The organism is uncultured Microbacterium sp. (assembly GCF_947488465.1).
Taxonomy (GTDB): domain Bacteria; phylum Actinomycetota; class Actinomycetes; order Actinomycetales; family Microbacteriaceae; genus Microbacterium.
Map to the genome: position 1 here is coordinate 53,100 of NZ_CANKZA010000006.1, position 26,438 is coordinate 79,537.

Annotated in this window: 27 protein-coding genes and 1 pseudogene; 10 read left to right on the plus strand and 18 right to left on the minus strand. The window is 68.3% G+C overall.

Annotated elements, in window-relative coordinates:
- Nucleotides 1-73: 73 nt before the first annotated feature.
- The 5 genes from Q0653_RS12760 to Q0653_RS12780 all read right to left on the minus strand — a co-directional run bounded on the left by Q0653_RS12760 (nt 74) and on the right by Q0653_RS12780 (nt 1,628).
- The gene (locus Q0653_RS12760; RefSeq protein WP_298944940.1) at nt 74-376 is read right to left on the minus strand and encodes a Dabb family protein; all 303 of its coding nucleotides are present in this window, start codon (nt 374-376) and stop codon (nt 74-76) included.
- Complete coding sequence (locus tag Q0653_RS12765) at nt 373-657, minus strand: glutaredoxin family protein (RefSeq protein WP_298944942.1); 285 nt, start codon at nt 655-657, stop codon at nt 373-375. The genes Q0653_RS12760 and Q0653_RS12765 overlap by 4 nt, the downstream gene beginning before the upstream one ends.
- Before the next feature lie 95 nt (nt 658-752).
- Nucleotides 753-851 carry an AURKAIP1/COX24 domain-containing protein gene (locus Q0653_RS12770; RefSeq protein WP_003792170.1) on the minus strand — a complete coding sequence of 33 codons (99 nt, stop codon included), beginning with the start codon at nt 849-851 and terminating at the stop codon, nt 753-755.
- Nucleotides 852-934: 83 nt separating this feature from the next.
- Entirely contained in the window at nt 935-1,126 is a 192-nt protein-coding gene (locus Q0653_RS12775) for a helix-turn-helix domain-containing protein (protein ID WP_298944944.1), read from the minus strand.
- Nucleotides 1,127-1,220: 94 nt separating this feature from the next.
- Nucleotides 1,221-1,628 carry a metalloregulator ArsR/SmtB family transcription factor gene (locus Q0653_RS12780; RefSeq protein ID WP_298944946.1) on the minus strand — a complete coding sequence of 136 codons (408 nt, stop codon included), beginning with the start codon at nt 1,626-1,628 and terminating at the stop codon, nt 1,221-1,223.
- 67 nt (nt 1,629-1,695) lie between these two features.
- Here Q0653_RS12780 and Q0653_RS12785 point away from each other — a divergent pair, with 67 nt between their 5' ends.
- Nucleotides 1,696-3,138, plus strand: coding sequence for a potassium transporter TrkG (locus tag Q0653_RS12785; RefSeq protein WP_298742229.1), 1,443 nt, complete (start codon nt 1,696-1,698; stop codon nt 3,136-3,138).
- Nucleotides 3,131-3,802 carry a TrkA family potassium uptake protein gene (locus Q0653_RS12790; RefSeq protein WP_298742228.1) on the plus strand — a complete coding sequence of 224 codons (672 nt, stop codon included), beginning with the start codon at nt 3,131-3,133 and terminating at the stop codon, nt 3,800-3,802. The genes Q0653_RS12785 and Q0653_RS12790 overlap by 8 nt, the downstream gene beginning before the upstream one ends.
- Nucleotides 3,803-3,812: 10 nt before the next feature.
- Here Q0653_RS12790 and proC read toward each other — a convergent pair whose 3' ends face one another.
- A complete protein-coding gene (gene proC, locus Q0653_RS12795; RefSeq protein WP_298944949.1) occupies nt 3,813-4,649 on the minus strand; it encodes a pyrroline-5-carboxylate reductase in 837 nt (278 codons plus the stop codon).
- Between the two features lie 94 nt (nt 4,650-4,743).
- On the opposite strand from proC, the gene Q0653_RS12800 reads away from it, so the two are divergent.
- The gene (locus tag Q0653_RS12800) at nt 4,744-5,856 is read left to right on the plus strand and encodes an alpha/beta hydrolase (protein ID WP_298742226.1); all 1,113 of its coding nucleotides are present in this window, start codon (nt 4,744-4,746) and stop codon (nt 5,854-5,856) included.
- Nucleotides 5,857-5,866: 10 nt separating this feature from the next.
- Here the strand turns inward: Q0653_RS12800 and Q0653_RS12805 are convergent, their stop codons facing one another.
- The gene (locus Q0653_RS12805; RefSeq protein ID WP_298944950.1) at nt 5,867-6,778 is read right to left on the minus strand and encodes a DUF808 family protein; all 912 of its coding nucleotides are present in this window, start codon (nt 6,776-6,778) and stop codon (nt 5,867-5,869) included.
- 50 nt (nt 6,779-6,828) lie between these two features.
- The gene (gene tadA / locus Q0653_RS12810; protein ID WP_298945231.1) at nt 6,829-7,260 is read right to left on the minus strand and encodes a tRNA adenosine(34) deaminase TadA; all 432 of its coding nucleotides are present in this window, start codon (nt 7,258-7,260) and stop codon (nt 6,829-6,831) included.
- A 72-nt stretch (nt 7,261-7,332) separates the two neighbouring features.
- Between tadA and upp the strand changes: the two genes are divergently transcribed.
- A complete protein-coding gene (upp, locus tag Q0653_RS12815) occupies nt 7,333-7,968 on the plus strand; it encodes a uracil phosphoribosyltransferase (protein WP_298944952.1) in 636 nt (211 codons plus the stop codon).
- Between the two features lie 4 nt (nt 7,969-7,972).
- On the opposite strand, the gene Q0653_RS12820 is transcribed toward upp, so the two are convergent.
- The 3 genes from Q0653_RS12820 to Q0653_RS12830 are packed head-to-tail and all read right to left on the minus strand — an operon-like array spanning nt 7,973 to nt 12,755.
- A complete protein-coding gene (locus Q0653_RS12820; RefSeq protein WP_298944954.1) occupies nt 7,973-8,287 on the minus strand; it encodes a DUF3467 domain-containing protein in 315 nt (104 codons plus the stop codon).
- A gap of 30 nt (nt 8,288-8,317) precedes the next feature.
- Nucleotides 8,318-9,214 carry an alpha/beta hydrolase fold domain-containing protein gene (locus Q0653_RS12825; RefSeq protein WP_298944956.1) on the minus strand — a complete coding sequence of 299 codons (897 nt, stop codon included), beginning with the start codon at nt 9,212-9,214 and terminating at the stop codon, nt 8,318-8,320.
- A gap of 4 nt (nt 9,215-9,218) precedes the next feature.
- Nucleotides 9,219-12,755 (minus strand): bifunctional RecB family nuclease/DEAD/DEAH box helicase, encoded by a 3,537-nt coding sequence (locus Q0653_RS12830; protein WP_298944958.1) that lies wholly within the window; start codon nt 12,753-12,755, stop codon nt 9,219-9,221.
- Between the two features lie 108 nt (nt 12,756-12,863).
- On the opposite strand from Q0653_RS12830, the gene Q0653_RS12835 reads away from it, so the two are divergent.
- Nucleotides 12,864-14,921 (plus strand): NAD(+) synthase, encoded by a 2,058-nt coding sequence (locus Q0653_RS12835; RefSeq protein WP_298944961.1) that lies wholly within the window; start codon nt 12,864-12,866, stop codon nt 14,919-14,921.
- A gap of 43 nt (nt 14,922-14,964) precedes the next feature.
- Here Q0653_RS12835 and Q0653_RS12840 read toward each other — a convergent pair whose 3' ends face one another.
- Complete coding sequence (locus Q0653_RS12840) at nt 14,965-15,393, minus strand: hypothetical protein (RefSeq protein ID WP_298944962.1); 429 nt, start codon at nt 15,391-15,393, stop codon at nt 14,965-14,967.
- A 277-nt stretch (nt 15,394-15,670) separates the two neighbouring features.
- Between Q0653_RS12840 and Q0653_RS12845 the strand changes: the two are divergent.
- Nucleotides 15,671-15,874: pseudogene (locus Q0653_RS12845) on the plus strand (winged helix-turn-helix domain-containing protein); the annotation flags it as partial.
- 6 nt (nt 15,875-15,880) lie between these two features.
- On the opposite strand, the gene Q0653_RS12850 reads toward Q0653_RS12845, so the two are convergent.
- A complete protein-coding gene (locus tag Q0653_RS12850; RefSeq protein ID WP_298742218.1) occupies nt 15,881-16,468 on the minus strand; it encodes a hypothetical protein in 588 nt (195 codons plus the stop codon).
- A 116-nt stretch (nt 16,469-16,584) separates the two neighbouring features.
- On the opposite strand from Q0653_RS12850, the gene Q0653_RS12855 reads away from it, so the two are divergent.
- Nucleotides 16,585-17,145, plus strand: coding sequence for a nucleoside phosphorylase (locus Q0653_RS12855; protein ID WP_298742217.1), 561 nt, complete (start codon nt 16,585-16,587; stop codon nt 17,143-17,145).
- Nucleotides 17,146-17,243: 98 nt separating this feature from the next.
- Complete coding sequence (locus Q0653_RS12860) at nt 17,244-17,975, plus strand: hypothetical protein (RefSeq protein ID WP_298944965.1); 732 nt, start codon at nt 17,244-17,246, stop codon at nt 17,973-17,975.
- An 18-nt stretch (nt 17,976-17,993) separates the two neighbouring features.
- Here the strand turns inward: Q0653_RS12860 and Q0653_RS12865 are convergent, their stop codons facing one another.
- The 3 genes from Q0653_RS12865 to Q0653_RS12875 all read right to left on the minus strand — a co-directional run bounded on the left by Q0653_RS12865 (nt 17,994) and on the right by Q0653_RS12875 (nt 23,699).
- A complete protein-coding gene (locus tag Q0653_RS12865; protein ID WP_298944967.1) occupies nt 17,994-20,966 on the minus strand; it encodes an SMC family ATPase in 2,973 nt (990 codons plus the stop codon).
- 13 nt (nt 20,967-20,979) lie between these two features.
- Nucleotides 20,980-22,128, minus strand: a complete 1,149-nt coding sequence (locus Q0653_RS12870) for an exonuclease SbcCD subunit D (RefSeq protein WP_298944969.1) — start codon at nt 22,126-22,128, stop codon at nt 20,980-20,982.
- A gap of 77 nt (nt 22,129-22,205) precedes the next feature.
- Nucleotides 22,206-23,699, minus strand: a complete 1,494-nt coding sequence (locus Q0653_RS12875; RefSeq protein WP_298944971.1) for an MFS transporter — start codon at nt 23,697-23,699, stop codon at nt 22,206-22,208.
- Nucleotides 23,700-23,830: 131 nt separating this feature from the next.
- On the opposite strand from Q0653_RS12875, the gene Q0653_RS12880 reads away from it, so the two are divergent.
- Nucleotides 23,831-24,679, plus strand: coding sequence for an alpha/beta hydrolase (locus Q0653_RS12880; RefSeq protein WP_298944972.1), 849 nt, complete (start codon nt 23,831-23,833; stop codon nt 24,677-24,679).
- On the opposite strand, the gene Q0653_RS12885 is transcribed toward Q0653_RS12880, so the two are convergent.
- Together Q0653_RS12885 and Q0653_RS12890 are read right to left on the minus strand one after the other, a co-directional pair.
- The gene (locus tag Q0653_RS12885; RefSeq protein ID WP_298944974.1) at nt 24,654-24,878 is read right to left on the minus strand and encodes a hypothetical protein; all 225 of its coding nucleotides are present in this window, start codon (nt 24,876-24,878) and stop codon (nt 24,654-24,656) included. The genes Q0653_RS12880 and Q0653_RS12885 overlap by 26 nt on opposite strands.
- Nucleotides 24,879-24,971: 93 nt before the next feature.
- Nucleotides 24,972-25,271: a GNAT family N-acetyltransferase gene (locus Q0653_RS12890; RefSeq protein ID WP_298742210.1), complete on the minus strand. Its 300-nt coding sequence runs from the start codon at nt 25,269-25,271 to the stop codon at nt 24,972-24,974.
- A gap of 439 nt (nt 25,272-25,710) precedes the next feature.
- On the opposite strand from Q0653_RS12890, the gene Q0653_RS12895 reads away from it, so the two are divergent.
- A complete protein-coding gene (locus Q0653_RS12895) occupies nt 25,711-26,418 on the plus strand; it encodes a winged helix-turn-helix domain-containing protein (protein WP_298944976.1) in 708 nt (235 codons plus the stop codon).
- The last annotated feature ends 20 nt before the right edge of the window (nt 26,419-26,438 follow it).

The window sequence follows — 26,438 nt, forward strand, 5'->3', positions numbered from 1 at the left end:
ACCACTTCTGCGTGAGAAACCACGGCAGCGCGTGTTTCTCACGCTGAATGTGGTTTCTCGCGGGGCGGGGGGCTCAGATCTCGACATCCACAGCCGAGCGGATGCCGGTGACACTGCGGATGTAGCCCACGACGGCCTGGTGCGCCGGGTGGGTTTGGTAGGCCTCAAGCCCTGCGGCGTCGTCGAAGTCGGCGACGAGGGCCACGTCGGCGTTGCCGGCGATGTCGAGCACGTTGACGCCGACCGAGAGTGAGCGGATCGACTCGACGACCCCGTCGAGCGCCTGCAGCCTCGCGGCGACTTCCGCGGCGTGCGCGGCACGGGTGGGGGCATCGGCGGCAGCCATCCCCCAGGTCACGATGTGTCTGATGCTCATGCGATCTCCTCTTCGGTCACGGCGGTCACGGCGGTCGCGGCGGTCAGTGCAGTGCGGAGGCGATCGGCCGAGAGCCGCCAGTGCGCGTGCAGGCGGTCATCGATCAGCACGACCGGGATCTTTTCCCACCACTGCTCGTACAGGGCGTTGTCGTCGAGGATCGAAAGCTCCTCGATCTCGACGGCATCGTCCGGCAGGTCGGCGACAACCAGCTCGACGATCTCGCGTGCGACATCGCACAAGTGACAATCGGGCTTGGTGATGATCGTGAGGGTGGCCACAGCATCCATCCTGCCAGCCGGGCGCACGCAGAGACACGAAACGCCCTTCGACGGGCGAGAAGCCGGTCTGGGGGCGTTCGGTGTGCGTGCCGCGTTTACTTCTTGTTGCGGCGCTGGTGGCGAGTCTTGCGAAGCAGTTTGCGGTGCTTCTTCTTCGCCATGCGCTTGCGGCGCTTCTTGATGACAGAACCCACGGAAAACCTCACTATGTCAGGGATCTGGACGCGGATCGTTCGCGTCCGGGATCGGGCGATTCGAAAATTGCCCTCGGAACAGTCTAGCCGACGTCGGCGATAGGACGTTGCAGAGCGGCGGTGACCGCCGTTTCGGGCACTCGATAGCTGCGCCCGAAGCGCACCGCGGGGAGCTCGCCGGCATGGACGAGGCGGTACACGGTCATCTTCGACACGCGCATCAGTTCCGCCACTTCGGCGACCGTCAGAAAACGCACGTCAGACAGATCCGACATCGACGACCCCCAGGTGTGAAAGAAAAATGCTGGTCACAGCCTAGGGTGCCGGTGCTACGCGTGTAAACCTATGAGACGCATGTGATTTCTGCGCTCAGCGACCCGGAAGCTTCTTCAGCGCGCTGTCCCAGGCGTGCTTGGCGGATGCCGCGGCCCGGCCCACGAGTTCGGCCGCGTGCGCTGCCGAGTCCGGCAACGTCGAGGTGCCGTCATCGTCGAAACCCGACGCGTCGTCGAAGAAGGGCACGAGCCAATCGTCGACCTCATCCAGGGGCGCGACCGACAGGCTGTAGTACCGGTGCTGGCCCTCTTCGCGCACCGAGACGAGTTCAGCTTCGCGTAAGACCTTCAGGTGCTTCGAGACAGTGGGCTGGCTGACGCCGAGCTCGGAGACGATGTGCGACACGCTCGTCCCGCGCATGCCACCGCTGCCTCGCTCGCGCAGAAGTTGCAGAATGTCCCGACGGGTACCGTCGGCGATCACGTCGAAGATGTCCGCCATGACATTAGGTTAGTCCGCGCGACGCCCGGAGTACCATGACAACGGTTCTGATTGAAAGGGGCGTGAGATGACGGGCGACACCGTCAGTGTGCGTACCCGTCACGCCGTAGCCGTGGGTCTGCGTCGGCTGGGGCGCGAAGCACGCGAACTCGCCACCGCATCGCCGTCGCGATTCGCGATTCTCGTCTTCTCCAGCTTGATCCTGATCTTCACGGCATTGCTGTCCCTGCCGATCGCCTCGGCGAGCGGAAGCCCGGTGCCGTTCGCCGACGCACTCTTCACGGCCGTCTCCACGATCTGCGTCACTGGACTCAGCACCGTCGACATGGCGACCTCGTGGTCGCCCTTCGGCAACGCCGTGATCTATCTGGGCGTGAACGTCGGCGCCATGGGCGTGCTGACTCTGGCATCCATCCTGGGCCTCGTGATCTCCAAGCGTCTCGGGTTGCGCGCCAAGCTCATCGCCGCGGGCGACAGTAACCCGATGCGCGCGCACGGCGGCCCCGTCAACGAGGGACAGACCGTCCGCCTCGGCGAGGTCGGCCAGTTGCTGGCGACCGTCGCCCTGTCGACCCTCGTGATCGAAGCCGTGCTGGCTGTGCTGCTGTTCCCGGCCATGCTCGCCAGCGGCGTCGAGCCGCTCACCGCCGTCTGGGAATCGTTGTACTACTCGGCGATGTCGTTCACGAACACCGGATTCACCCCCAACGTCGGCGGCGTGGCCGCATTCGCCGACAACTACTTCTTCCTGACCGTGCTGATGGCCGGCGTCTTCCTCGGGTCGATCGGCTTCCCGGTGATCTACACACTCTGGAAGCACCACTTCCACGTGCGGCGTTGGTCACTCCACGCCAAGCTGACGCTGATCACCACCACGACCCTCTTCGTCGCGGGCGCTGCGGTGTTCCTGCTCCTCGAGTACAACAACCCGAAGACCTTCGGTTCCATGGAGGCCTGGGACACGACCTTCCAGGCATTCTTCCTCTCGGCGATGACCCGCTCCGGCGGGTTCGCCGTCGTCGACGTCGGTGAGTTGCACGGCTCCTCGCTCGTTGTCGGTTCGATGCTCATGTTCGTCGGTGGCGGATCGGCATCCACCGCCGGCGGCATCAAGGTCACGACCCTCGCCGTGCTCGCCCTCGCCGTTTTCTCCGAGGCGAGAGGGCGACAGAGCGTCGAGGCGTTCGGTCGACGCATCCCCAGCGACGTGCAGCGTGTGGCTCTGTCGGTCGTTGCGTGGGGATCGACGATCGTCGCGATCTCGACCATCACGATCGCCCAGATCACCCAAGCCGACATCGCCGAAGTGCTCTTCGATGTGATCTCCGGTTTCGGCACGGTCGGATTGTCGACAGGGCTCACCGCAGAGCTCCCCGATGCGGCCGTCTACGTCTTGGCGGCCACCATCTTCATGGGTCGCGTTGGTACAGTGACTCTCGCCGCGGCCGTGGCTGCGACATCCCGTTCGCAGCACTATTCGCTGCCCGTGGAAAGGCCCATCGTTGGTTGAGCAACTGCGAAGCGACGCCCCCGTCCTCGTGATCGGCCTCGGTCGGTTCGGTGCTGCCTGCGCGGGCGAACTCGACCGCCTCGAGCGGGAGGTGCTCGCGATCGATGAGAGCCTCGACCTCGTGCAGAAGTGGTCGGAGCGCGTCACGCACACCGTGCAGGCCGATGCGAAGAACATCGACGCGCTCAAGCAGATCGGCGCGCAAGATTTTCAGGTGGCGGTCGTCGCCGTCGGGTCGTCGATCGAGGCATCCGTGCTGATCACGGCGAACCTCGTCGACCTCAAGGTTCCGCAGATCTGGGCGAAGGCGGTCTCACAGTCGCACGGCAAGATCCTCGCGCGGGTGGGCGCCAACCACGTCATCTATCCCGAGCGCGAAGCCGGCGAGCGCGTCGCACACCTCGTCAGCGGGCGGATGCTGGACTTCATCCGCTTCGATGACGACTTCGTGCTCGCGAAGATGTACCCCCCGAAGTTCATCCGCGGAGTCGGGCTCAACGAATCGGGCGTGCGCTCGAAGTACCACGTGACCGTCGTCGGTGTGAAAAGCCCAGGCAAGCCGTTCCGCTACGCGGAGGCCAACACGGTCGTCACCAACCACGACCTCATCATCGTTTCGGGCACGAACAGCGACATCGAGCGTTTCGCCAGCCTCGACCGCTGACCCGGTCGGGTCACGAGCCGGCGGCCAGCTCCTTCGCGCGGGCGAGGGCAGCATCCGTCGCCTCGGCGAAGACGCCGTCCAGACGCGCGCCCTGGAGCACGGCGATCGCACGCTCGGTCGTGCCCTTGGGGCTGGTGACGCGGCGGCGCAGTTCGGCGGGATCTTCGCCGGTCGCGGCGAGCAGGGCGGCCGCGCCGATGAAGGTCTGTTCCGCCATGAGACGTGCGTCGGCGTCCGAGAAGCCCTTCCCCCGCGCCGCTTCGGTGAGGTCTTCGATCAGGAGGAAAACATACGCGGGCCCCGAGCCGGAGATGGTCGACAGGGCATCGATCTGCTCCTCCGGCACCTCGATCACCGCACCGCACGTCTCGAACAGTCGCCGGACGAGCGCGGCATCGGCCGCCGAGGCGCTGGGGCCGGCTGCGAGGCCGGTGACGGCCTTCGCCACGACAGCGGGAGTGTTGGGCATCGACCGCAGCACCGGGATCCCCTCGCCCACGATCTCCTCGAACGTGTCGATCGTCACCCCCGCCGCGAGACTCACGATGACGGTTCCCGGGCGAAGGACCGGCGCGATCTCGCGCAACAACTCGGGCACCATGATCGGCTTCACGCCGACGAGGATGACGTCGGCCGCCGCGGCCGCTGAGACGTTCGCGGCGGGGTCGACGTCGAGCGACACACTCGTGACACCGGGAAGGCTCTCAAGGCCCGCAGCCCTCGCCGCCGTGCGGTTCGTCACTGTCACCTGCGGCGCACGTCCGGAGCGCACGAGTCCCTGCAGGATCGCACCTCCCATCGAGCCGGCACCGAGGATCGCGATCGAAGGAAGGGTGTCATTCACCATTCCCCCAGTCTGTCACCGGCGGCTCCGAGCCGGGCCCAGCATCCCTTCTGTTGAGACCTCATTCACGTACGAACGGGAGGACTATAGTCGGGTCATGACCCTCTTCGACGGCATCAGTTCCCGCCTCATCGATACGGATCGATTGAGTGTCAACATCCTCGAGCGCATCGGCGACGACCCCCAGACGCCGGCCGAGAACACGGTCGTTTTCGTCCACGGCAACGTGTCGTCGAGCCTGTTCTGGCAAGAGCTCATGCAGGATCTGCCGAGCGATCTGCGGGTCATCGCGATCGATCTGCGCGGATTCGGGGGAACCGAAAGCCTTCCCGTCGACGCGACCCGCGGCGTCCGCGACTTCAGCGACGACGTCCACGCGACGCTCGCGGCGCTGGACATCGAGACCGCCCACCTGGTCGGCTGGTCGATGGGTGGCGGGGTCGTGATGCAATACGCCTTGGACCATCCCGTGCTCTCGCTCACCTTGCAGGCCCCCGTCTCGCCCTACGGATTCGGCGGCACCCGCCGCGACGGATCGCGACTGACCGATGACGACGCCGGATGCGGAGGGGGTGGCGCCAATCCCGACTTCGTGCAGCGTCTCACCGACCGCGATACCAGCGATGAGTCGCCGACCTCCCCGCGCAGCGTCTTCCGCTCCGGGTACGTCGCGCCGGGCTACACCAGCGAATACGAGGATGTGTGGGTGGAGTCGATGATCACGACCTCCACCACGACCGGCAACTACCCGGGCGACGGCGTACCGAGTGAGAACTGGCCGGGCTTCGCTGCGGGCACGGTCGGTGTGTTGAACACGATGGCGCCGCGATACTTCGACACATCGGCACTCGTCGGCCTGTCCGAGAAGCCGCCGATCCTGTGGGTGCACGGCACCGCCGATGCCATCGTGTCGGATGCCTCGTACTTCGACCTGAACCACCTGGGCGCCGTCGGGATCGTCCCCGGCTGGCCGGGCGCCGATGTCGCCCCGGCACAGGAGATGGTCGCGCAGACCCGCGACGTGCTCGCCGCCTATCGCGCGGCAGGCGGCGAAGTCACCGAGGTGAGCCTCGAAGACGTCGGACATGCCCCGCACCTCGAACGCCCCGCCGAGGTTCGCCGCGCACTCCTCGAAATCATCGGCTACATCGGGCATCCGGCATCACCGGCGCCGCCGACCGAGACGATCATCCTGAGCTCGTGGGACTGAGCCTCAGCGCTTAGTGGGCGACGGGCGATACGCCGCCTTCGGTAAAACTCGGACGCCGTCCGATGAGGCGGCCGATGCCGAGCACGATGCCGACGATCACGAGGCCGAGGATCAGCCCGGCGATCGCGGAGACGATCGTGTCTCCGATCCAGACGATGACGGAGCCCAGTGGCTCGAGCAGGTGTTCGACGCCGTGGATCAGATCACCCGCGAGGTGTACACCGACCTCATCGAGGTTCGCGAGCACGAGGTGGCCACCCACCCACAGCATCGCCACGGTGCCAATGATGCTGATCACGCGGAAGACAGCCGGCATCGAGCGGACGATCCGCGTCCCGGTGTGACGCACACGCACGTCGGGGCTCTTGGCCATCTTCAGGCCGATGTCGTCGATCTTGACCAGCAGCGCGACGGCACCGTAGACGATGACCGTCATCATCAGCGCGATCACAGCGAGCACCGCGAGGGTCGTCCAGGTGCCCATGCCTGCGTCGAGGCTGGCGAGCGAGATCAGCATGATTTCGGTCGAGAGGATGAGGTCGGTGCGCACCGCACCGAGCACGAGTTTCTTCTCGTCGCGGGCCCCTTCATCGGCATGTCCGTGCGCGAAGCCGAACCATTCGAGGACCTTCTCGGCGCCCTCGAAACAGAGGTACGCGCCACCGATGATGAGGAGGAACGGGAGCACCCCCGGGGCGAACGCGGTCAGCAACAACGCGATCGGGATGATGATGAGGAACTTGTTCGCGAGCGACCCCAGCGCGATCTTGCCGACGACCGGCAGTTCCCGGGCCGGAGTCAGACCCTGCACGTACTGCGGTGTCACCGCAGCATCGTCGATGACGACACCCGCCGTCTTGGCCGAGGCTTTCATCGCCGCGCTGAGAATATCGTCGACAACGGCGAGCAGACCGACCGACATGGGACCCCCTGGGTATCGTGCGGAACGCGGTGGCGCCCCGGCCTGTCAGGTTACCGGCGCGCGTCGAAGAACGCGTGCAGCAGAGCGGATGCCTCGTCCGCCCGCACTCCGGCGACCACCTCGGCGCGCACGGGAAGTCGACGATCCCGGAGCACGTCGTAGAGGGAGCCGGAGGCCCCCGCCTTCTCGTCCCACGCCCCGAACACCACCCGCGTGAGGTGGGACTGGAGGATCGCCCCGGCACACATGAGGCACGGCTCGAGGGTGACCACGAGAGTGCAGCCCGTGAGGTTCCATGAACCGAGGAATGCCGCCGCGGCGCGCAACGCGACGATCTCGGCGTGCGCGGTGGGGTCGTGGGTCTGCTCGCGCAGGTTCCGACCCTCACCGATGACCGTGCCGTCAGCATCCGTCACCACCGCGCCCACAGGGATCTCTCCGGCCTCTGTGGCCTCGGTCGCGAGCGTGAGCGCTCGCTCCATCGCGACACTCAGTCGTGGGGCGATGGGCAGGCTCACGCGCTCAGCGTACGCCGACCGCGTAGGCTGAGCGACATGCGCGTGCACGTGGCTGACCACCCCCTCATCACCCATAAGCTCACCGTGTTGCGCGACAAGCGCACGCCGTCACCGGTGTTCCGGCAACTCACCGAAGAACTGGTGACGCTCCTCGCCTACGAGGCGACCCGAAACGTCCGTGTCGAGGACATCGAAATTCAGACTCCCGTGACCACGACGACCGGCGTGAAGATCGGCGAGCCTCGCCCCCTCGTCGTGCCGATCCTGCGTGCCGGACTCGGCATGCTCGACGGGATGGTGAAGCTTCTGCCGACCGCGGAGGTCGGCTTCCTCGGCATGGCCCGAGATGAAGAGACCTTCGAGCCGGTCACCTACGCTGAGCGCCTCCCCGCCGACCTCAGCGATCGACAGTGCTTCGTGCTCGACCCGATGCTCGCGACCGGCGGTTCGCTGGGTGCGGCGATCGATTTCCTCTTCGCGCGCGGCGCGCAAGATGTGACCGCAATTTGCATCCTCGGGGTCCCCGAAGGCGTCGCGAAGATCCAGGAGCAGGTCGGCGACCGCGATGTCACCCTCGTGCTGGGATCGCTCGATGAGCGCCTCAACGAGAAGGGGTACATCGTGCCCGGGCTCGGCGACGCGGGCGACCGCCTCTACGGCACGGCGGAATAGCGACTCACGGTCCGTCGAGCGGTGACGGAGCCCGCCGCCCCGTCTCTTGCTCCCAGAACTCCAGCTGTTGAGTGAGGGCTTTCGCGACTTCGAAGACCTGCTGCGGAGGGATCCGGATGCGCTGCACGACGCGCCCCGGCACGACGGTCACGGCGTTGCCCTCGGCATCCACCTCTTCTCTCGGCGGCCGGGCCAACGAGACGAAGTCCATCACGAAGACGTCTGGCGTGTGCCAGACGTTCGCGAAATCCGCATAGCTGCCGGGGATCGCCTCCGGAGGCAGGTCGATCTCGACCTGTCGCGGTGCGTCGTCGACCATGGTGTCTCTCCGCTCGTCGTGGGGGTGAGTCTAAGCCGCGGTCGCCGCGCGGAGAATCCGGGTCACGTCTCGGGATGCTGCCCGGCCACTGCGGGTGGGAAGGAGTGGGTAGACATGGACCCGGCCAGCGCGCTCGTGGAAGTCGAGAGGGACGCCGGCCGCGCGGGCCTTCTGCCGGAGGACATGGGCGTCGGGGTTCAACACGTCGCGCGTGCCGGTGAAGACGGTGAGCGGCCCGAGGCCGGCGAGGTCTCCGAACAGCGGACTGACGGCGGGGTCGCGGAGGTCGAGGTCGCCACGCCAGTGCTCGGCCAGGACCCGCCCACCCGGAGTCGCCAGCCACGGATCGCTCGGCTGCACCTCGGGGATACGGGGATTGCTCCACGTCAGATCGAGGGCGGGCGAGATCATGAGCGTCTGCGGAAGGATGATGCCGTCGTCGCGGAGGGCAAGGGCCGTCGACAGGGCGATCTGGCCGCCGGCGGAGTCGCCGGCCAGACTCGTCACCCCGTAGCGGTCGATGCTGCGACGGACGAGCGAAGCGAAGCCGTCCCGCGCTTCCCGGGCCGCGCCGAACGGGACGAGGGGGTAGATCGGCACGGTGACCGCCACCGCCGCGTCCGCGGCGATCTGGGCCGCGAGGTGCCAGTGCTGCGGCGCGATTTCGTTGACCCAGCCGCCGCCGTGAGCGTAGACGACACCACCGCGGACGACCGGGGGCCGGACGGTGTACACCGGCCATCCGCCGGACTTCTCGACATCGACCCGGATGCCGGAGCCCAGACGCCCGGGCGGGCCGTAGCCCTCCGGTCGCAGTTCGCGCTCGCGGATGCGTCGCTGGGCGCCCTCCGCCGAGACGAACGTGCGATTGGCGCGCAGGGCACGCAGGACGACGGGGACGATCGCTTCGGGCAGGTTCACGGGCATCTCCTCAGTCTTCCCCGGTGGGGGCGGTCGCTGCGGTCACGAGCCTTGCGAAGGCGCTGAGCCGGGCGACCCCTTCCGCGGTCCATGGCAGGTCGTCGAGGAGGCCCGCGCTGTAGATGACGTAGGCGGTGTGCTCGGCGCGGGAGACAGCGACGTTGAGCCGGTTCTGCAACAGCAGGAATTCCAGCCCGCGGGGCGCATCACGCCCCGACGACGCCGCCAGCGAGACGATCGCCACCGCCGCCTCCTGACCCTGGAACTTGTCGACCGTCCCCACCGGCACGTCGCCGAACCCGGCCGCGGCGAGTGCCTCTTCGACCAGCACCTGCTGCGCGTTGTAGGGCGTCACAACGATCAGGTCGCTCGCGGCGAGGCTCCTGGGCTCGACGCCGTCGCCCGAGATCCAGGACCGTCCGATGAGATCACGGACAAGGCGCACGACCACCTCCGCCTCTTCGGGTGACTGGGTGGCATTGCCGGTGTGGGCGAGGGCGACCGGGATGACACCGGCATCCACACCGTCGAGGTGCCGCGCGGCGGTCGTGGGGTGCGCGGCGAGCTTGCCGTCGTAACTGAGCTGGGAGACGGGTTCGGCCACTTCGGGTCTCATCCGCCGCGTCTGGGCGAGGAAGTAGCCGCGATCGTCGGGGATGACGGCGGCGCCGTCCATGATCCACCCGAGCGCGGAGGTGTCCACCGGCTCCGGATGCGTGCCCTGGCTCACTTGAGGCAGCTGCTGCGGGTCACCGAGCAACAGCAGACGGGTGGCCGCGACCGAGACCGCTATGGTCGACGCGAGCGAGAACTGACCCGCCTCGTCGATCACGAGAAGATCCAGGCTCCCGCGAGGCACCCTGCCTGCGTGGCTCAGGTCCCACGCCGTCCCGCCGATCACGAATCCCTCGGGGTGCGCCTCGGCGAAGGCGGCGTAGCCGTTCTTGGCGATCGGCGTGAACGCAGCGGTGTCGGATGTCGGTCCCTTCGGCGCTTTACCGACCTGCTCGCGGGGGACACCGGCGTCCACGATGCGCTCAAGCATGTTCTCGATGACGGCGTGCGACTGGGCGACGACGCCGACTCTGAATCCCCGCTCGCGCACCAGCTGGGCGACCACGTGCGACCCGACGTAGGTTTTCCCCGTCCCCGGCGGGCCCTGCACCGCGAGATAGCTGTGATCGAGGTCTGCCACGGTGCGGGCGATGTCGGTCACGTCGTCGCCGCTGCGCCGGTGCAGCGCACCCGCGCCCGTGCGGGGCGCCCGCCGCAGGAGCAGATCCGTGGCCGCATCCGCGGGGAACGACGGCGCGGCAGCGATCACGGCATCCGCCCACTGGTCGATCGCCGCCTGCTGGCTGCCCGCGTGCGGGGGCGAGGGCGGCGTGAGCGCGATCGGCAACTCGGCCCAGGTGAAGCCCTGGATCGCGTTCTCTTCGACGATGACGCCGTCGTCGAGCACGTCGACGATCTTCAGCGTGCGTGCTCCGTGGATCCAACGCGGACTGGGCTCGATCGGGAACGGTGCCGGCAGGTCATAGAGCGCGTACGACTCCGACCCTGCCGTGAGCTTCGTCCCCGGTGCGAGATCACCCCGGAGCTCGACGACACGGCGAGTGACGCGGGCGCCCTCGGGCAGGTGCCACTCGGTGAGGACCCGACACCGCTCGTGATCGAGCACGACGACATCACGCGTGTCCTCCCAGATCGACACCGGCTCGCGCAGGCGAAGGAAGTGTGTCGCCCAGAAGGTCTTGGCTTCGCGCGGGTAGTAGTCGATCGCGGCCGACCCCAATCGCAGCGCCGTGGCTTCGTGAGGATCGTCGGCGGCGGCGGCCAAGCGTCCCAGCGCGTCGGCGCGTGGCGACGGTTCATAGGGGCGCTCGGCCGGGTCGATATCGGCCGACGGCACGAGGTTCGCTTCGCGGGCGCGGTCGACGAGCCAATCGCGCAGGCGCCGCGTCGAGACGCAGTCGTAGCGGTTGTAGTCGGCGAGATCGTCGAGGATCGCACGGGAAGAGACGTCGTCGCCGGCATCGAGCAGCGTGCGAGACTCGGCGTAGCGGACGATCGAGTCATCACCCTTCTGCACATCGCTCGTGCGCACGTCGGGCCCCATGTAGAGCGGTTCGAGCTTCTTGATCGAGTACGAGCGCGAACCGACCCGCAAAGCACGACGCACCACGGGATAGAGATCGACGAAGACCCCCTCGCGCAGGAGCCGGTCGACGTCGCTTTCGCGCACACCGTACCGAGCTGCCATGGCCAGCAGGTGCGTCGGCTCGTACGGGGCGTAGTGGTAGATGTGCATGCCCGGATGCTCGCGCCGGCGCAGCGCCACGACGTCGAGGAAGTCCTCCAGCGCCTGCTTCTCGTCGTCGAACGAATGCGCCCAGAGCGCCGTGTACTGCTCATCGGTGTCGACCCACCCGAAGAGATAGTCGAGGCCCCATTGTGCGCTCGACCCCGGGCTCGGCGTCTCGGTGTAGAGCGGGTCCCCCTCGAAGTCGAAGAACAGGTCACCGCGGTCCGGGCGGGGGAGCGCGCCGATGGCCCGCGGGAAAACCACCTCGTACGTCGGCACCGGCGGACCGTCGAGGACGGTGGTCGTGGCGGCCTCGATCCCTCCCGCGGGACTGCTCAGTTGGAGTGCTGCTTGCGTCCGGAGCCCGGTGAAGGTGTCTCCGGACATCCGCTCGGGCGCCTCGCGTGCAGCGGCGAGATCGTCGATCGTGTGGATGCCCGCGGCTCGGAGGCGCTCGCGCTGCACGGGGCGCATTCCGGCAACCAGCAGCAGATCACGCTGGGCGATCACCTCGAGGTCGCACGTGGCACACCGGCCGCACGCGACGACACGAAGCCCTCCCCGATCATCGCCCCAGGCCAGCGGCGCACCGGCGGGCCCGGCGGCCAGATCGCGGTCGGCGATGAGCGCGCGGAGTCGGCGGCGCCGCAACCCGAACACGGGCAGCACATCGCGGACGGCGTGCGTCGACGTGCTGCCGTCGCCCAGGAGGAGCTCGACCCGATCCGCGCGGGGAATCGCGCCGCGGTCGAGCTGGTCGACATAAGCGGCCAGCTGCATGAGTGCCGTGACCCGGGCATGCCGGGCGAGCTTCGTGTCTTGAACGATCCACGGGCGCCCCGCGCTGCTCCCGTCGCGCACCAGGAAGTCCGCGAACCCGACGAACTCAGGGGTTGAGAAGGCGGCCTGGTAGATCACCTCGACCTCGGGGTCGGTGAGCGCCGCCGCAGTGGCGGCCACCGCCGCACCGAGCGCTTCGGCATCGGAGGACGGCACCGCCGCGATTTCGACGACGCGGCCCGACTCCGGGTAGGTCGCGCGGTAGTCCTCGAGCACGCGCAGCTCGTGCTGCGTGCCGAGTCGCCCCGCCCGCTCGAGGGTCAGGTCTTGCGGGTCGGGCACCGCGGGCACGCGGCCGAGTTTCGCGTCGAGCTTCCGGAGCCAGGCGAACTCGCACTCCGCTGCGCTCTTCAGGTCGCTCGCGCTCCAGACGATCCGGCCTTCGTCTTCGATGTATCGCATGTCACCCTTCCGCGATCGACCCTAGTGCGGGCTCCCGACACGCGCCGCTGGACGATCCCGCCTGCTTTCGCCACACGCTCCGCAGTCGCTACCTGACAGACTGGTGCGGTGAGCGAGAGCCTGCCGTTCGAGAACCCCTACCGTCACGGATTCGCACGCGTTGCCGCGTGCACGATCCCCGTCGCCATCGCTGACCCGGCCACGAACGCCGCCGCGGTGCTCTCTGCGGCGCGGGAGGCGCACGACAACGGTGCGGCGGTCGCGGTGTTCCCCGAGCTCTGCCTCACCGGATACGCGATCGATGACCTGGTCCTGCAGGACGCGGTGCTCGACGCAGCGGTGGGCGCGATCTCGGAGATCGCCGCGGCCTCCGCCGATCTTCGGCCGCTGCTCGTCGTCGGCGCTCCCCTGCGCATCGGCTCTCGCCTGTACAACTGCGCCGTCGTGATCCACCGTGGGGCCGTCCTCGGCATCGCGCCGAAGAGCTACCTGCCCACGTATCGCGAGTTCTACGAACGCCGGTGGTACGCCTCCGGCGCCGACGCACCGGAGGCGGTCGAGCTCGCCGGCGCCGAGGTCCCCGTGGGGACCGGCCTTCTCTTCGCGGCAACCGATATTCCGGGGCTCGTCGTCCACGCCGAGGTGTGCGAAGACGTCTGGGTGCCGGTGCCGCCCTCGTCGACTGCGGCGCTGGGCGGGGCGACCGTGTTGCTCAACCTCTCGGGGAGCCCCATCACGATCGCGCGCGCGGAAGATCGGCGCATCCTTGTCCAGTCGCAGTCACTGCGGTGCCTCGCCGCGTATGCCTATGCCGCCGCCGGGCAGGGCGAATCCACCAACGACGTCTCCTGGGACGGGCAGACGATGATCTACGAGGGCGGCACGCTCCTCGCCGAGACCGAGCGATTCCCGGACGGCCCGCGCACCGCGTACGCCGATGTCGATCTCGACCGGCTGCGCCAAGACCGCCTGCGCCAGGGCACCTTCGACGACAACCGCGTGGGGTCGTGGGTGATGCACCAGACGATCCCCTTCACCGTCGATCCGGCAGCATCCACCACGGGACTGCTCCGCCCTCTCGACCGCTTCCCGTTCGTTCCGGACGATGCCGCGCGCCTCGATCTGGATTGCTACGAAGCGTTCAACATCCAGGTGTCCGGCCTCGAGCAGCGGATGCGCGCGATCGGGCAGCCGAAGCCCGTCATCGGGGTCAGCGGCGGCCTGGATTCCACCCACGCCTTGCTCGTCGTCGCGCGGGCGATGGACCGGATGGGCCGGCCGCGCAGCGACATCCTGGCCTACACGATGCCCGGCTTCGCGACGAGCGACCACACGCGCTCGAACGCGATCGCGCTGGCCGAGGCGATCGGCGCGACGATCGAGACGATCGACATCCGGCCGATGGCCGGTGAGCTCCTGAAGGGCATCAAGCATCCCTACGCCGACGGCGAGCCGGTCTACGACGTGACGTTCGAGAACGTGCAGGCCGGCGCGCGCACCGACTTCCTGTTCCGTTTGGCGAACCAGAACGGCGGTTTCGTCGTCGGCACCTCCGACCTCTCCGAGCTCGCCCTCGGGTGGGCGACGTACGGCGTCGGCGATCAGATGAGCCACTACGCGGTCAATGCAGGCGTGCCGAAGACGCTCATCCAGCACCTCATCCGGTGGGTGATCTCGCACTCCGACGACGACACGCTCACTCCCGCGGCGAAAGAGGTGCTCCAGTCGGTCCTCGACACGGAGATCAGTCCGGAACTGGTCCCGGCCGGTCAGGACGGAAAGGTGCAGTCGACCGAGGACACCATCGGTCCGTACGCGTTGCACGACTTCGCCTTGTTCCACGTGTTGCGCTACGGCCTGCGACCGTCGAAGATCGTGTTCCTCGCCGAGCAGGCGTGGGCGGATCAGGATGCCGGTGCGTGGCCGCCCGGGTTCCCGACCGCGGACCGCTACGCCTACGATCGCGAGGCGATCGTGCGCTGGCTGCGGGTGTTCCTGCAGCGGTTCTTCGGCTTCGCACAGTTCAAGCGCACGGCGATCCCGAACGGGCCGAAGGTACTGCCGGCGGGTTCGCTGTCGCCGCGTGGCGACTGGCGTGCACCGAGCGATGGCAACGCTGCCATCTGGCTGGCCGAATTGGACGCCGTTCTGCCGCCGCGGGCGTGACAATGCCCCGGATCTGACTCCGGGGCATTGTGCTGGGGGGGGATTAGTTCGATGCCGCCGAGGCGACCGAACCGGCCGACGCGGCACTCACCGGGCTCGCGGGTGACGGGACCGAGACCGGGGTCGCCGGCGACGGAACCGAGACCGGCGTCACGGGAGACGGAACCGAGACCGGAGACGCGGGCGTGACCGGCGAGACAGGGCTCGGGGCCGAGACCACTGTCGCCGGCGACGGAGTCGACAGATGCGTCGTTGACGGTGCCGTGACGACGGTGGCAGATGAGCCGTTCACCACCATCTGCAAGGGGCGATCCAGCTGAGCGCCGTTCTTGCCGGTGAGCGCGCCGCCCGGCACGACCGTTCCGTCGGCCGTGCGCAGGTCCATGGTTGCGGCGGCTGCCGCGGCGCCGCCGGCGACCAGGCCGACACCGACGAGTCCGGTGACGCCGTAGGCGATCCACTTCTTGTTCATGGTGTTCTCCAGTTCGTGTAGCGGGGGGAGCGATCCGACGACCGCCTGACATCTACTCTCCCGAACGTCGCTAAGGCCCCTCGAAGGAGGGAGTGAGAGGCCTCTTAGGTTCGTACCCGGCCGTCGCGGCAGCCTCGAGCAGCGCACCGGCCCGCTCGGTGGCCCCGGCCATGGCCGCCCCGAGCGCATGCCCGAAAAGGTGCATCGAGATGAGCGCGCGCGTGCGCTCCAGCGTTCCCGCGCGCGGTCGGCGAGATTCCACACCGGCGACGCGTCGTCGGCGCGCGAATTCGCGCTCGCCGAGGAGTTCGTCCGGCACGCCGGCCAGGTACTCAGCCGGGAGCAGTTGCTCAGCCGCGTGTGGGGGTATGACTTCGACCCGGGCTCGAATGTCGCCGACGTGTACGTCGGTTACCTGCGACAGAAGCTCGGCTCCGAACGCATCGAGACGGTGCGGGGGGCCGGCTACCGGCTCTTGTGATCCCCCTCAGTCGGTCGGCAGAGTGCCCGAGGCGATCGTGATGACCCAGCCTTCGCGCGAAGCATCCGTGAGGGAGTACTTCATCTTGCGGTCCGGCACCCAGCCCTTGTGTCGACCGGTGTCGAGCCGGACGCGCTCTGGCGCGACCCGCACGCCACGCCCGTCCGCTTCGAGAACCGCTTGAACGCACACCCAGTGCTGGAGCAGGTCGGGGATGTTGCTCTCGTCGAGCAAGTGGGAGTGCTTTTGCATCTGGCGGACGTCGGCCGCTTCCGGGTGCATGTCGCGGATATCGATGCCGAGCGGGAGACCCGGGTCGCAGATCGCCACAACCGTCGCGGCGCGGTAACTGGCCGTCACGATCGCGATCGGCAACTCCTGGCCGTCACGCGAGGCGATCAGCCGTGTGTGATAGCCGAACCCGCGGGGTGCTTCCCGCTCGATCTTGACGTCTTTCGGCTCGCATCCGAGCTTGGCGGCGATCAGCTCCTTGGCGATGATGCGGCGCCGATCGTGCACGGTCGTTCCCGGGTCCCACCCCAGCCTCGCGTCGACTCCGGCGGGCGTGTCCAAGAGAATCGTCTGCAGTGCCATATCGCTCCTTCGGATGCGTGGATCTCCCCCATCCTGGCCCACGTCTGCCCGCAACGGGAGTCGTGCGTGCCGGGGAAAACGTCCGGGATCTCCGGTGACCCTGAGACAATGAGGGAGTGAAACTCCTCGTGGCCGCCCTCGCGTCCGAACTCGTCGCCTTCCCCACGGAGCTCGACGGTTACGACCGCCTCGTGACCGGTCCCGGCAAGTTGCAGGCCGCCTACGCGCTGACGAGGCGACTGGATGCTGTCACCTATGACGAGATCCTCGTCGTCGGTACCGCGGGCTCGATCGCTCGCGGCACGCGCGGTGTGTTCGAGGTGACGGCCGCGATCCAGCACGATGTGACCGACATCGACGGCATCGCGGGTCAGCACGTGTCTCTCCCGACGCAGGTGGCGACCGGCCGCGCGGGCGGTGTGACCATCGCGACCGGTGATCACTTCGTCGACGATGCCGACGCCGTGGCCCGCATCCGCGCGCTCGACGCTCTGCTGGTGGACATGGAAACGTACGCCTACATCTGGGTCGCGCAGCAGTTCGGCGTCCCGATCCGGGTGCTCAAAGCCGTCTCGGATGACGCCCAGGGCGACGCGATCACCGATTGGCGCGATGCCGTCGCCGCGTGCAGCGCGGATCTGTTCGCCGAGGTGCAGCGCCTGTCGACGACGCGCTGATCGAAGCGACGGCAGACGACCCGGGTATCCTCGGAACACGCGTCGCCCCGTCCACGAGGTCGCGACACACCGTGCTCACGCGCAGAACTGAGGATCCGATGTCGACCACTCCGCCGATCACGCCTCCCGAGTACGGGGCCACACCGACCGCGCCTGATGCCCGGACCAAGGGCATCGCCTGGACGGCCCTGGCGCTGGCCATCGCGGGAATCATCGCGGCGCTCGTCGGATTGATCCCGATTCTGTGGGTCGGCTTCGGTTTCGCGCTTCTGGCGGGTCTTCTTCTGCTGGCAGCCTTCGTCTTTTCGCTGATCGGACTCATCGGCAAGCGCAACGGCGGAAAGGGCATCAGCGTCACCGCCCTCATCCTGTCGATCGTCGGCGGGGTGATCGCATCGTTCGCCTTGGTCATCTCGCTCGTCCTGTTCGGGCTCACCGCATCGGGCAATTCGTCTGCACCCGCTCCCGAGGTCTCGGCCGCGCCGAGCGCCGAACCGAGCGATGACAGTGCGGTCGTGAGCCCGACGGACGAGGCGACTCCAGCCGCGCCGGACGCCGACGCAACGGCCGCCTTCCTGGCCGACGTGCGCCCCAAGGTGAACGACCTGATGGCATCGGTCGATCCCACGATCACGCCGGAGATCGTGGAGAGCGTGTTCCCCGATGACCAGCTGGTCCTCATGGGCCAGACCCTCCTGATCGCGGGCGAGGGCGGCATCGACGCCATCGTGGATGCGACCGTGGCGCAGTCCGGCGATGTCGTACCCGCGGATATCTTGCGCCAGCTCTACCAGTCGGTGTTGGAGTCGGCGCAGAACCACCTGCAGTGACGAGCCGGAGACCCGGCGTCAGCGTGAGATGTTCGCGTTCTGCCGGATCGTGCTCGGCCCCTGGCCTGCAGCCTCCACGGTGACCTGAGCCGGGAGCTGTTCTTTCATCGCCTCGACGTGGCTGATGACACCGACTGTGCGCCCACCGGCACGGAGTTCGTCGAGCGTGCGCATCGCGAGCTCGAGGGTCTCGGGATCGAGCGACCCGAAGCCTTCGTCGACGAACAGCGTGTCGAGCCGAATGCCACCCGCACGCGAGGTGACCACCTCGGCAAGGCCCAGGGCGAGCGCCAGGGATGCCAGGAACGTCTCGCCGCCGGAGAGAGATTGCGGCGACCGCAGGCGTCCGGTGTACGCATCGAGCACCTCGATCGCGAGGCCCGAGGCGCGACCCCGCGCCGCGCGCGCGTCGGAGTGGTGGAGGGTGTAGCGCCCCGCGGACATCTCGGTGAGCCGAAGATTCGCCGCCGCGACGATCTCTTCGAGCTCGGCAGCCAGGACGAAGGTCTCGAGCTCCATCTTCATCGTGTTCGGTGCTCGCCCGGCGACGGTGTCGGCCAGGCGGCTGACGACAGCCGCTTCCTCGGCGAGTGTCGCGGTGCTCCCGGCAGCCGCCTCGACATCGAGGAGCAGGTCCCTCAGACGCACCATGGCGTTGTGCGCGTCGCGCTCCGCCGCGATCGCCGCCGCCCGTGCGGTGTCGGCATCGGTCGCCGCCTGTCGCGCCGTGGCGAGGTCTGTGGGCGGCGCCTCCAGGACATCCAGCTCCAACGTGAGGAGCCGGGATCGGATGGCCGCCAGCTCTCCGGTGTGCGCGGTGATGCGCTCGTCGAGGCGCGTCCGCTCCTGCGGATCGAGCAGCGCGCCCATCACCTCGCTCTCATCGGCGAAGTCTGAGGCGGCGATGCGGGCGTCCCGATCGGCGAGGGCGTCGGTGAGGGTGCGGAGACGCTCCGTGAGCGCATCGCGCGCCCCGGCTGCAGCGCGCGCAATGTCGCGGCGCGCTGCCGTGTGGGCCACGCGGGCGGCGACGCTGGAGAACTCGCCGCGCGCCGCCGAGATCTCTGCGCGGAGGTCAGTGACGGTGCGCACGCTCGCGGCGTGTTCCAGAGCGATGCGGTCTCGATCTGCCACTTTCTCCGCACGATCGCGTTGCACCGAGACCACCCGCACATCGAGTTCTCCCCGCTCAGCCACGAGACCCGCGACACGCACCGCCGCAGCTTCGGCCTCGCGGAGCTCTTCGTCGCACGTGCGGGCATCCTCCTCGAGGTCGGCGAGCGGACGTCCGCCGGACCGTGCCGCGGCGTCCGCGTGTGCGTCGCGCGCAGATCGGGCGCGGTCGCCCGCTCCTGCGGCGCGCTGGGCCGCGTGGTCTCGATTCACCTCGGCAGCGGCGAGGTCATCGGCCGTGACGGGATCGTCCGTCGGTGTCGCCGGATGCGGGTGCACGGCCGAGCCGCAGACCGCGCACGGCTCGCCCTCGGAGAGGGCCAGTGCGAGTTCGCCGGCGTAGCCCGCCAGACGCCGCTGCAGAAGCGAGGTCACCGCCTCTGTCGCGGCGGCGGCGGCGGCACTGTCACGTGCGTAGTCTTCTTCGGCCGCGCGGAGGCTCCGTGCGAGCTCAGCCGCCTGTACCGTCGCTTCGATCATGGGCGAGAGCGTAGCTCGGCGTGTGCGGAGCTCGTCTGCGCGCTGCGCACGGACGCTCAGCACCGCAAGATCGGCATCCAGTTGCTCTCTCAGCGAGGGAAGATGCGCCAGATCGTCATCGAGCGCGACGACGGCCTCGCTGAGGACGCGAAGTTCGTCCGCGTGGACGGCGACCGTCTGCTCGGCCTCGATGAGCAGACGCTCCCGCTCCGCAGCTGCCGCCCAGAGTGCGAGGTCTCCGGTGAACTTCTCGATCGCGGCGTCGAGGTCATCCGCGCCCCCGGCCGCCCGCCAGGCCGCCTGAGCACGGGCAGAAGCCTCGACCGCGTCGGTATGCGAGGCCGCCGCGCGGTCGGCAGCATCCACCGTCGCGCGCAGCGTCTCCGCGTGTTGCGCGCGCGCAAGGCGGCGGCGATCGGCATCGATCCGCGGCGACTCGGCCTCCAGTCGGGAGAGAACCACCCGCGCTCCCTCGAGCTCGGTCACCGCCGCGTCGTAGGCCGTCGCCACCGCGAGGGCTGCGGCCGCGTTGCGCGCAGCGGCTTCGGCCGTGCCGCGATTGTTCCAGGCGGTGTCGTGTCGATATTCGGCCCGTTGGAGCGCTCGCGCCGCCGCCGCGCGCCGGTCGGTCACACTGTCCGGTCGATTGCCGGCACCCTCGAGATCGTGCGTGTCGATCAACCGCTCGACGAGCGTCAGGAGGGTGGCAATCTGCGCGTCGCCGGCCTCCTGCTCCTTCTGCGCATCGCGACGACGCTGTTCCAGATCGTTCGTGTACTTCTCGAAGCGGCGGGTGCCGAACAGAGTGCGCAGCAGCGCCTGACGTTCGTCGTTGGCCGCGAGCAAGAACCGCGAGAACTTGTTCTGCGCGAGCAAGATCACTTGCTGGAACTGCTGTGCGTTCAGCCCGATTTCCTCATCGAGCAGAATCCCGACCTCGCGGGGTTTGGCCGCCCGGCCGACCCACGCTCCGTCGACATGCTCCTCGAGGTGCGCGCGCGTCGGCTCTGTCGTGAGCCCTCCCCCACGTTTTGCGGGGCGGTCATATTCGGGCGCGCGGGTGACGCGCCATCGCCGCGGGCCAACGGTGAACTCCAGGCGGACTTCGGTCGGATCACCCAGGAAGCAATGATCGCTGCGCAGGCGCCGTTCGCCCCCCTCATAGCGCGGCACGGCGCCGTAGAGTGCGAAGCTGACCCCGTCGAGGATGCTGGACTTGCCGGCGCCGGTGCGCCCGGTGATGAGGAACACGCCGTCCGCGTCGAATGCATCGAAGTCGACGGTCTGCGTTTCGCGAAAAGGGCCGAATCCGGTCAGATCGAGCCGATGGAGCTTCACCGCTCACCCACCCTCATGCGAGCACCTCGACACGCACCCGTTCATCGAGGACGTCACGGAGGATGGCGGTTTCGCGCTCGCTCGCTCCCTCACCCCCACGAACGTGCCGCAGGAACGTGTCGACGAGCTCCGCATCGCTGCGCGCCGCACGCACACGCTGGACGTAGCTGCGGCCGTCGTCGGAGCGGACAGTGTGGGGAACATGGGACACCATGGCACAGTGCGGGAACCGCTCTTGCAGGCGGCGCAACGGATCACGCTCGGGAAGTGTGTCGGTGTACACCGCGCATACCCAGGCATCTTCCGCCGCGAGATACGACACGTCGGTGAGAAGGTCCTCCAGGGGACCACGCAGGGTCACGAGGCGCCGCGGCACCGGAAGCGCCAGCCACTCGACACGGGACAGTCCCTCGGCATCCAGCTCGACGAGCCACGAACCACGCGGCTTGTCCCCCTCGCCGAAGGAGTAGTGCAGCGGAGCACCCGCGTAGCGGACATTTTCGGCCAACGCCTGACGCCCGTGAATGTGCCCCAGGGCCGCATAGTCGACGCCGTCGAACGCGCTGATCGGCACGACGTCGAGCCCGCCCTGCTGGATGTCACGCTCGAGCTGGGGGGTCGCCTCGACGCCCGCTGCGAAGCAGTGTGCGATCGCCACTGATCGCCCGCCGCGGACGGCGAGGTCGTCACGGACGAGGTCCATCGCGTGCACGAGGACGTCGCGCTGGGACCGGACCCGCGGCCAGAGGTGGCGCAGCAGAGCCGGCTCGAGGAAGGGGATGCCGTAGAAGTGCACGGGTCCGTGCACATCGTCGACGGTGACCGGCGTCGCGATCGCCGCCGGATCGGTGAGCACCCGGATGCCGCTTCGCAGCAGCCCGGCCTGGAACCCGAGGCGAGCCGCGGAATCGTGGTTACCGCTCGTGACGATGACCTGAGCGCCGGTGTCGGCGAGCGCGAGCAGGGTGTCGGAGAGGAGGGTGTAGCACGTCGCCGCGGGGGTCGCCGAGTCGAACACGTCGCCCGCCACGATCACCACATCGACCCGGTGCTCCCGCACCTGCGCGGTGAGCGTCTCGAGCACTCCACGCAACGCATCGAGGGTGGAATGACCGTGGAAGGTCCGCCCGATGTGCCAGTCAGAGGTGTGCAGGATTCGCATGTCCTCCACGCTAAGAGGAGCCTCCGACATCCGGTCGCAACCCCGCGGCGGGTGGCGGCATCCACCCTCGATACGGGTCAGATTTCGGGCGAGAGGTCGTCCTCGGCGTTCGCGGAGCGCGCCCGACGCCGGGCGCCCAGGTCGACGACCCCGAGGAGGAAAGCCAGTCCCAGGAAGACGCCGACGGCCACCATCCCGTACGCGTACGCGTGGTGGTACACGTCGATCGCGTGGACCTCGGCATCGTCGCGATAGATCGCGGCGTAGAACAGCGACAGTGCGACCGCCGTTCCGACGGCCGTCCCGATGCGTTGACCGAGCTGACCCACCGAACCGGCGAGCCCGCCTTCGCGGGTCGGGATGTCGGCGAGCGTCAGCGTCTGGTTGGGGGCGACGACGAGCCCGGCGCCGAGACCGGCCACCGCCATGACCGCCGCCATCGCATAGGCGACGATCTCCACCGGGAGCGCGTAGGCGACAACCGTCAGCGCTGCCGTGGAGAAGAGCACGATGCCCAGCCCCCACACCACGAGGGGACGGCCGAGCCGGCCCACGAGGTTTCCGCCGACCCACGCCGACGCCGCGCTCACGACCGCGAATCCGATCGACACCATGCCGGCATAGACGGGTTCGAGCCCGACCCCCAGCTGAAGGAACAGTGTCGTCAACAGGAACATCGCCGGGATGGCGGTGAAATACGCCGAGACGATGAGGGTGCCGTTGCGATAGGACGAGATCCCGAACAGCGCGAACGGGATGAGCGGGCTCTTGCCGGCATCCGCGTACCGGCGTTCCCACCACACGAACACGGCCGCGAACACGGCGAAGAGCGTCAGCGTCCACCAGCGGCGCGGGTCATCGTCGGGCGACCCCGTCGTGAACAGGAACGGGAACATCAGGGCGATCACCATGATCCCGAACAAGACCACCCCGACCGGGTCGAGCTGGAGCTTTCCGGGCGCACGTGTGCGCGTGCGTGGAAGGAGCGTGAGGACACCGACGAGCACCAGAAGGCAGAGGGGCACATTCATCCAGAAGATGAAGCGCCACCCGTCGGCGGGGCCGCCGAGCGCGATCATCAGGCCACCGAGCGTCGGCCCGAACGCCGTCGCGATGCCGATCGTCGCGCCGAACAGCCCGAACGCACGGCCGCGTTCGGCGCCCACGAACAGTTGCTGGATCGTCCCGATCACCTGCGGCATCTGGATGCCGGCGGCCACACCCTGGATGAGCCGAGCGATGAGCAACACTTCGACAGTCGGCGCCAGTGCGCACACGACGCTCGTGAGGGTGAACAGGCTCAACCCGACGACGAAGAGCGCCTTGCGGGACCGCTGGTCGCCCAGCCGACCGAACGGCACGAGCGCGAGGCCGAAGCACAGGACGTAACCCGAGACGACGAGCTGCAGCTCGGTCGACTGGGCGCCCAACGCCTTCTCGATGGACGGCAAGGCGACGTTGACCTTCGACAGGTCGAGGATCGTCAGCGCGGCAACCGACACGCAGACCCAGAACGCGCGCCAGCGCTGACCGCCGCTGAGCGGGATGCTGGCGGTTTCCGGCGCCGTCACGAGGCGATGCGCGGTGTGTAGGAGGCGGCTTGCTCGGCGGGCATGAACAGAGGATGCATGTGGATGTTCCGGCACATGCCCTTCACCGTATGCTCAGCGTCGGACTCGGGCCAGGGCCTACTCTCGGATCCATGCCGAACGACCCCTCCGCCGCAGACGATGCCATCGCAGAAATTGTCGAAGCGGCTGATCGGGTCATCGACGAGATCACCGGCTTGCCGAAAGACGAGGGCGAGGTCGAGGAGTTCTCGTACGCCGGCGCCACGGTGATCGCCGAGCGACGCGGAGACGAGGCGTCGCGCACGACGTTCGTGCTCGTCCACGGCATCGGCATGGGGCGCAAGGTCTTCGGCGATCTGGTGCTGCGACTGCACGACCACGGCGTCGTCATCGCGATCGATCAACCCGGGTACGGCACGGCCCCCGAGCCCCCGCGGACGCTCTCGATGGAGCGCACGGCCGATCTCGTGGCGGCGTACCTGCGTCACCTGGGCCGTGGACCGGTGGTCCTGCTGGGGCACTCCATGGGGACGCAGGTCGTCACCGAAGTGGCGGTCCGGCATCCGGATGCGGTCGACTCTCTGGTGTTGGTGGCACCCACGGTCGATCGGCGGCACCGGCATGTGCTCAGCCAACTCGGCCGCCTGGTCCTGGACCTCGTGGGAGAGAGCCCCAAAGTCTTGCTCGTCGGAGCACGCGAATATCTCCGCGCCGGCCCGAATCTCCGCCGCAAGATGCACGCGATGCTCGTGCACCGCCCCGAACTGTCCTATCCGCGCATCACGGCGCCCACGCTCGTCATCCGTGGCGAGCGCGACCGAGTCTCTCCCGCTTCGTGGTGTGCCGAGGTTGCCGGGGCCATCCCCCACGCACGGGACGCAGAAGTACTCGGCCACGGACACGAGACGCTCATCCGCGATGCCGAACCGGCGGCGCGAGAGATTCTCGATTTCGTCAGCGCGCGGCCTGGTCGTCCGTAAGGAGGTCGGGGTCGGCCGCGGCTCCGGATGCGGCGCTCACGGGATCGATCTCCTCACGGTCGCTGATCTCGACGTCCGGCGACTCTTCCTGCACGCGCTGAGCCGCGTCGGCACTGTTCTGCTCCGTCTGCCCGTCCGCGGCTTCCGCGCTCGTCCAGCCTCCGGCCGGTTCTGCATTCACTGTCTGCTCATCGTGCATGGCGCACTCCTCACGTGTGATGGTGCAGCCACTGTGGCCCCGGCATCCGACATCGGCGAGGCCCTTGACGCCCGCTGCTGTAGCCGGTACCCGTCAGGCGGATCGTCGCGTCGCGAGCAGACTCGCGTGCGCGGGATGAGCGTCGAACCACTCGGCGACGTACCAGCAGACCGGACTGACCGCGCGGTCTCCGCGCTCTTCAATCTCGGACACGGCACGCGCCACAACCTCGCCGGCATAGCCGTGTCCGCGGAACGTCGGGATCGTATAGGCGCGGGTGAGCGCGACCGTCCGACCATCGTCGCGATAGTCGAGGACGCTGACCAGCGCGCCGTCCTTGTGAAGCGTGTACCGCGACGCATCGACCTCGTTGGCGAAAGTGAACCCACTCATGCCGTCCACGGTACGCCTGCGCGCCGACACTGCGCTTCACCCCGGATGAGACTGAGCACTTTGTCACAAATCGTCATGCCACGGCGCTGGCACACGTGCGGTTTGACACATTCCGTCGCAATTGGTCATAATGACCACATGACTGACATCGCACGCACTCTGTCCGCCCGGGAGGCGAACGGAACGACCGGCACCATGATGCCGGGCGCTGTCATGTGTTGCCGAATGTGTCGCTGACACGGTAATCCCCGTCGGATCTGTCGTCGCTCCCCGCTCTGAGCGCAGGCGAGCACCTCGATCCCCGAGTCACCGCAGCTCCCCGCCCACCACGCGGATGCCGGTCGCCTCGCACATAGGCCGCTTCTGAGGCCGAACCGGAACACACATCTGAACCTGCGTCGGGCACCTCGCCCCGGGTTCCACCCCGAAGGATTTCGCCATGTCGAACACCGCTCTCCTGTCCCCGCCCGCATCCACCCGCCACCTGCACGCCGTGGAGGACATCGTCCCGGCCGCGCGTCCGGCTGCGCGGTCGGTCCCGGCCGGTACCGCACCTCGCGGCTTCGCACTCTACGTCGGGATCGACGAGAACAAGACGGCCGTCGACGGTGTCTCGCTGTCGACACTTGTCGAAGCGTTGCGGCACACGCTCGCGCAACTCGCTCCGCACGCCGAGACGTACGCGACCGTCGCTCTCGCCCCCGCCACCGCGGGTGGGCGCGATGTCGACGTGGTGCGCCTCGCTCTGCACGAGCCGAGCGCCGTCGCCCGGACCAAGGCCGACACGCCGGACGAGGACCACGTCCCCGGAGGCGTCACCATCGACATCTCGCGCCGTCGTGTGCACATCGACGGCGAGAGCGCGGCGCTGACATTCAAGGAGTTCGAGCTCCTGCAGTATCTCGTGCTGCGCGAGGGCCGCACGATCGAACGCACCGAACTCGTCTCCTCCCTGTGGAGCCACGCTGACGGCGATGAAGCTCCCGGGGAGCGCACGATCGACGTCCACGTGCGGCGACTCCGCTCCAAGCTCGGCCGCTACGAGGACATCGTGCGCACCGTCCGCGGGATCGGCTATCGCTTCGACCGGCACGCCGACGTCGTCATCCGCTTCGGCCACGGGACCCCCTCGCCCGACCGCTTCTGACAGCAGCCTGTCGGAGGGTG

What these genes read in the sequence shown, in the direction of transcription:
- Q0653_RS12840 (WP_298944962.1), bottom strand. Translation starts at nt 15,393, where the DNA reads ATGAACAAGAAGTGGATCGCCTACGGCGTCACCGGACTCGTCGGTGTC.
- Q0653_RS12880 (WP_298944972.1), top strand. Translation starts at nt 23,831, where the DNA reads ATGCCGAACGACCCCTCCGCCGCAGACGATGCCATCGCAGAAATTGTC.
- Q0653_RS12870 (WP_298944969.1), bottom strand. Translation starts at nt 22,128, where the DNA reads ATGCGAATCCTGCACACCTCTGACTGGCACATCGGGCGGACCTTCCAC.
- Q0653_RS12780 (WP_298944946.1), bottom strand. Translation starts at nt 1,628, where the DNA reads ATGGCGGACATCTTCGACGTGATCGCCGACGGTACCCGTCGGGACATT.
- Q0653_RS12850 (WP_298742218.1), bottom strand. Translation starts at nt 16,468, where the DNA reads ATGGCACTGCAGACGATTCTCTTGGACACGCCCGCCGGAGTCGACGCG.
- Q0653_RS12785 (WP_298742229.1), top strand. Translation starts at nt 1,696, where the DNA reads ATGACGGGCGACACCGTCAGTGTGCGTACCCGTCACGCCGTAGCCGTG.
- Q0653_RS12805 (WP_298944950.1), bottom strand. Translation starts at nt 6,778, where the DNA reads ATGTCGGTCGGTCTGCTCGCCGTTGTCGACGATATTCTCAGCGCGGCG.
- upp (WP_298944952.1), top strand. Translation starts at nt 7,333, where the DNA reads ATGCGCGTGCACGTGGCTGACCACCCCCTCATCACCCATAAGCTCACC.
- Q0653_RS12885 (WP_298944974.1), bottom strand. Translation starts at nt 24,878, where the DNA reads ATGCACGATGAGCAGACAGTGAATGCAGAACCGGCCGGAGGCTGGACG.
- Q0653_RS12775 (WP_298944944.1), bottom strand. Translation starts at nt 1,126, where the DNA reads ATGTCGGATCTGTCTGACGTGCGTTTTCTGACGGTCGCCGAAGTGGCG.
- Q0653_RS12760 (WP_298944940.1), bottom strand. Translation starts at nt 376, where the DNA reads ATGAGCATCAGACACATCGTGACCTGGGGGATGGCTGCCGCCGATGCC.
- tadA (WP_298945231.1), bottom strand. Translation starts at nt 7,260, where the DNA reads ATGGAGCGAGCGCTCACGCTCGCGACCGAGGCCACAGAGGCCGGAGAG.
- Q0653_RS12895 (WP_298944976.1), top strand. Translation starts at nt 25,711, where the DNA reads ATGTCGAACACCGCTCTCCTGTCCCCGCCCGCATCCACCCGCCACCTG.
- Q0653_RS12825 (WP_298944956.1), bottom strand. Translation starts at nt 9,214, where the DNA reads ATGCCCGTGAACCTGCCCGAAGCGATCGTCCCCGTCGTCCTGCGTGCC.
- Q0653_RS12890 (WP_298742210.1), bottom strand. Translation starts at nt 25,271, where the DNA reads ATGAGTGGGTTCACTTTCGCCAACGAGGTCGATGCGTCGCGGTACACG.
- Q0653_RS12820 (WP_298944954.1), bottom strand. Translation starts at nt 8,287, where the DNA reads ATGGTCGACGACGCACCGCGACAGGTCGAGATCGACCTGCCTCCGGAG.
- Q0653_RS12800 (WP_298742226.1), top strand. Translation starts at nt 4,744, where the DNA reads ATGACCCTCTTCGACGGCATCAGTTCCCGCCTCATCGATACGGATCGA.
- Q0653_RS12830 (WP_298944958.1), bottom strand. Translation starts at nt 12,755, where the DNA reads ATGCGATACATCGAAGACGAAGGCCGGATCGTCTGGAGCGCGAGCGAC.
- Q0653_RS12860 (WP_298944965.1), top strand. Translation starts at nt 17,244, where the DNA reads ATGTCGACCACTCCGCCGATCACGCCTCCCGAGTACGGGGCCACACCG.
- proC (WP_298944949.1), bottom strand. Translation starts at nt 4,649, where the DNA reads ATGGTGAATGACACCCTTCCTTCGATCGCGATCCTCGGTGCCGGCTCG.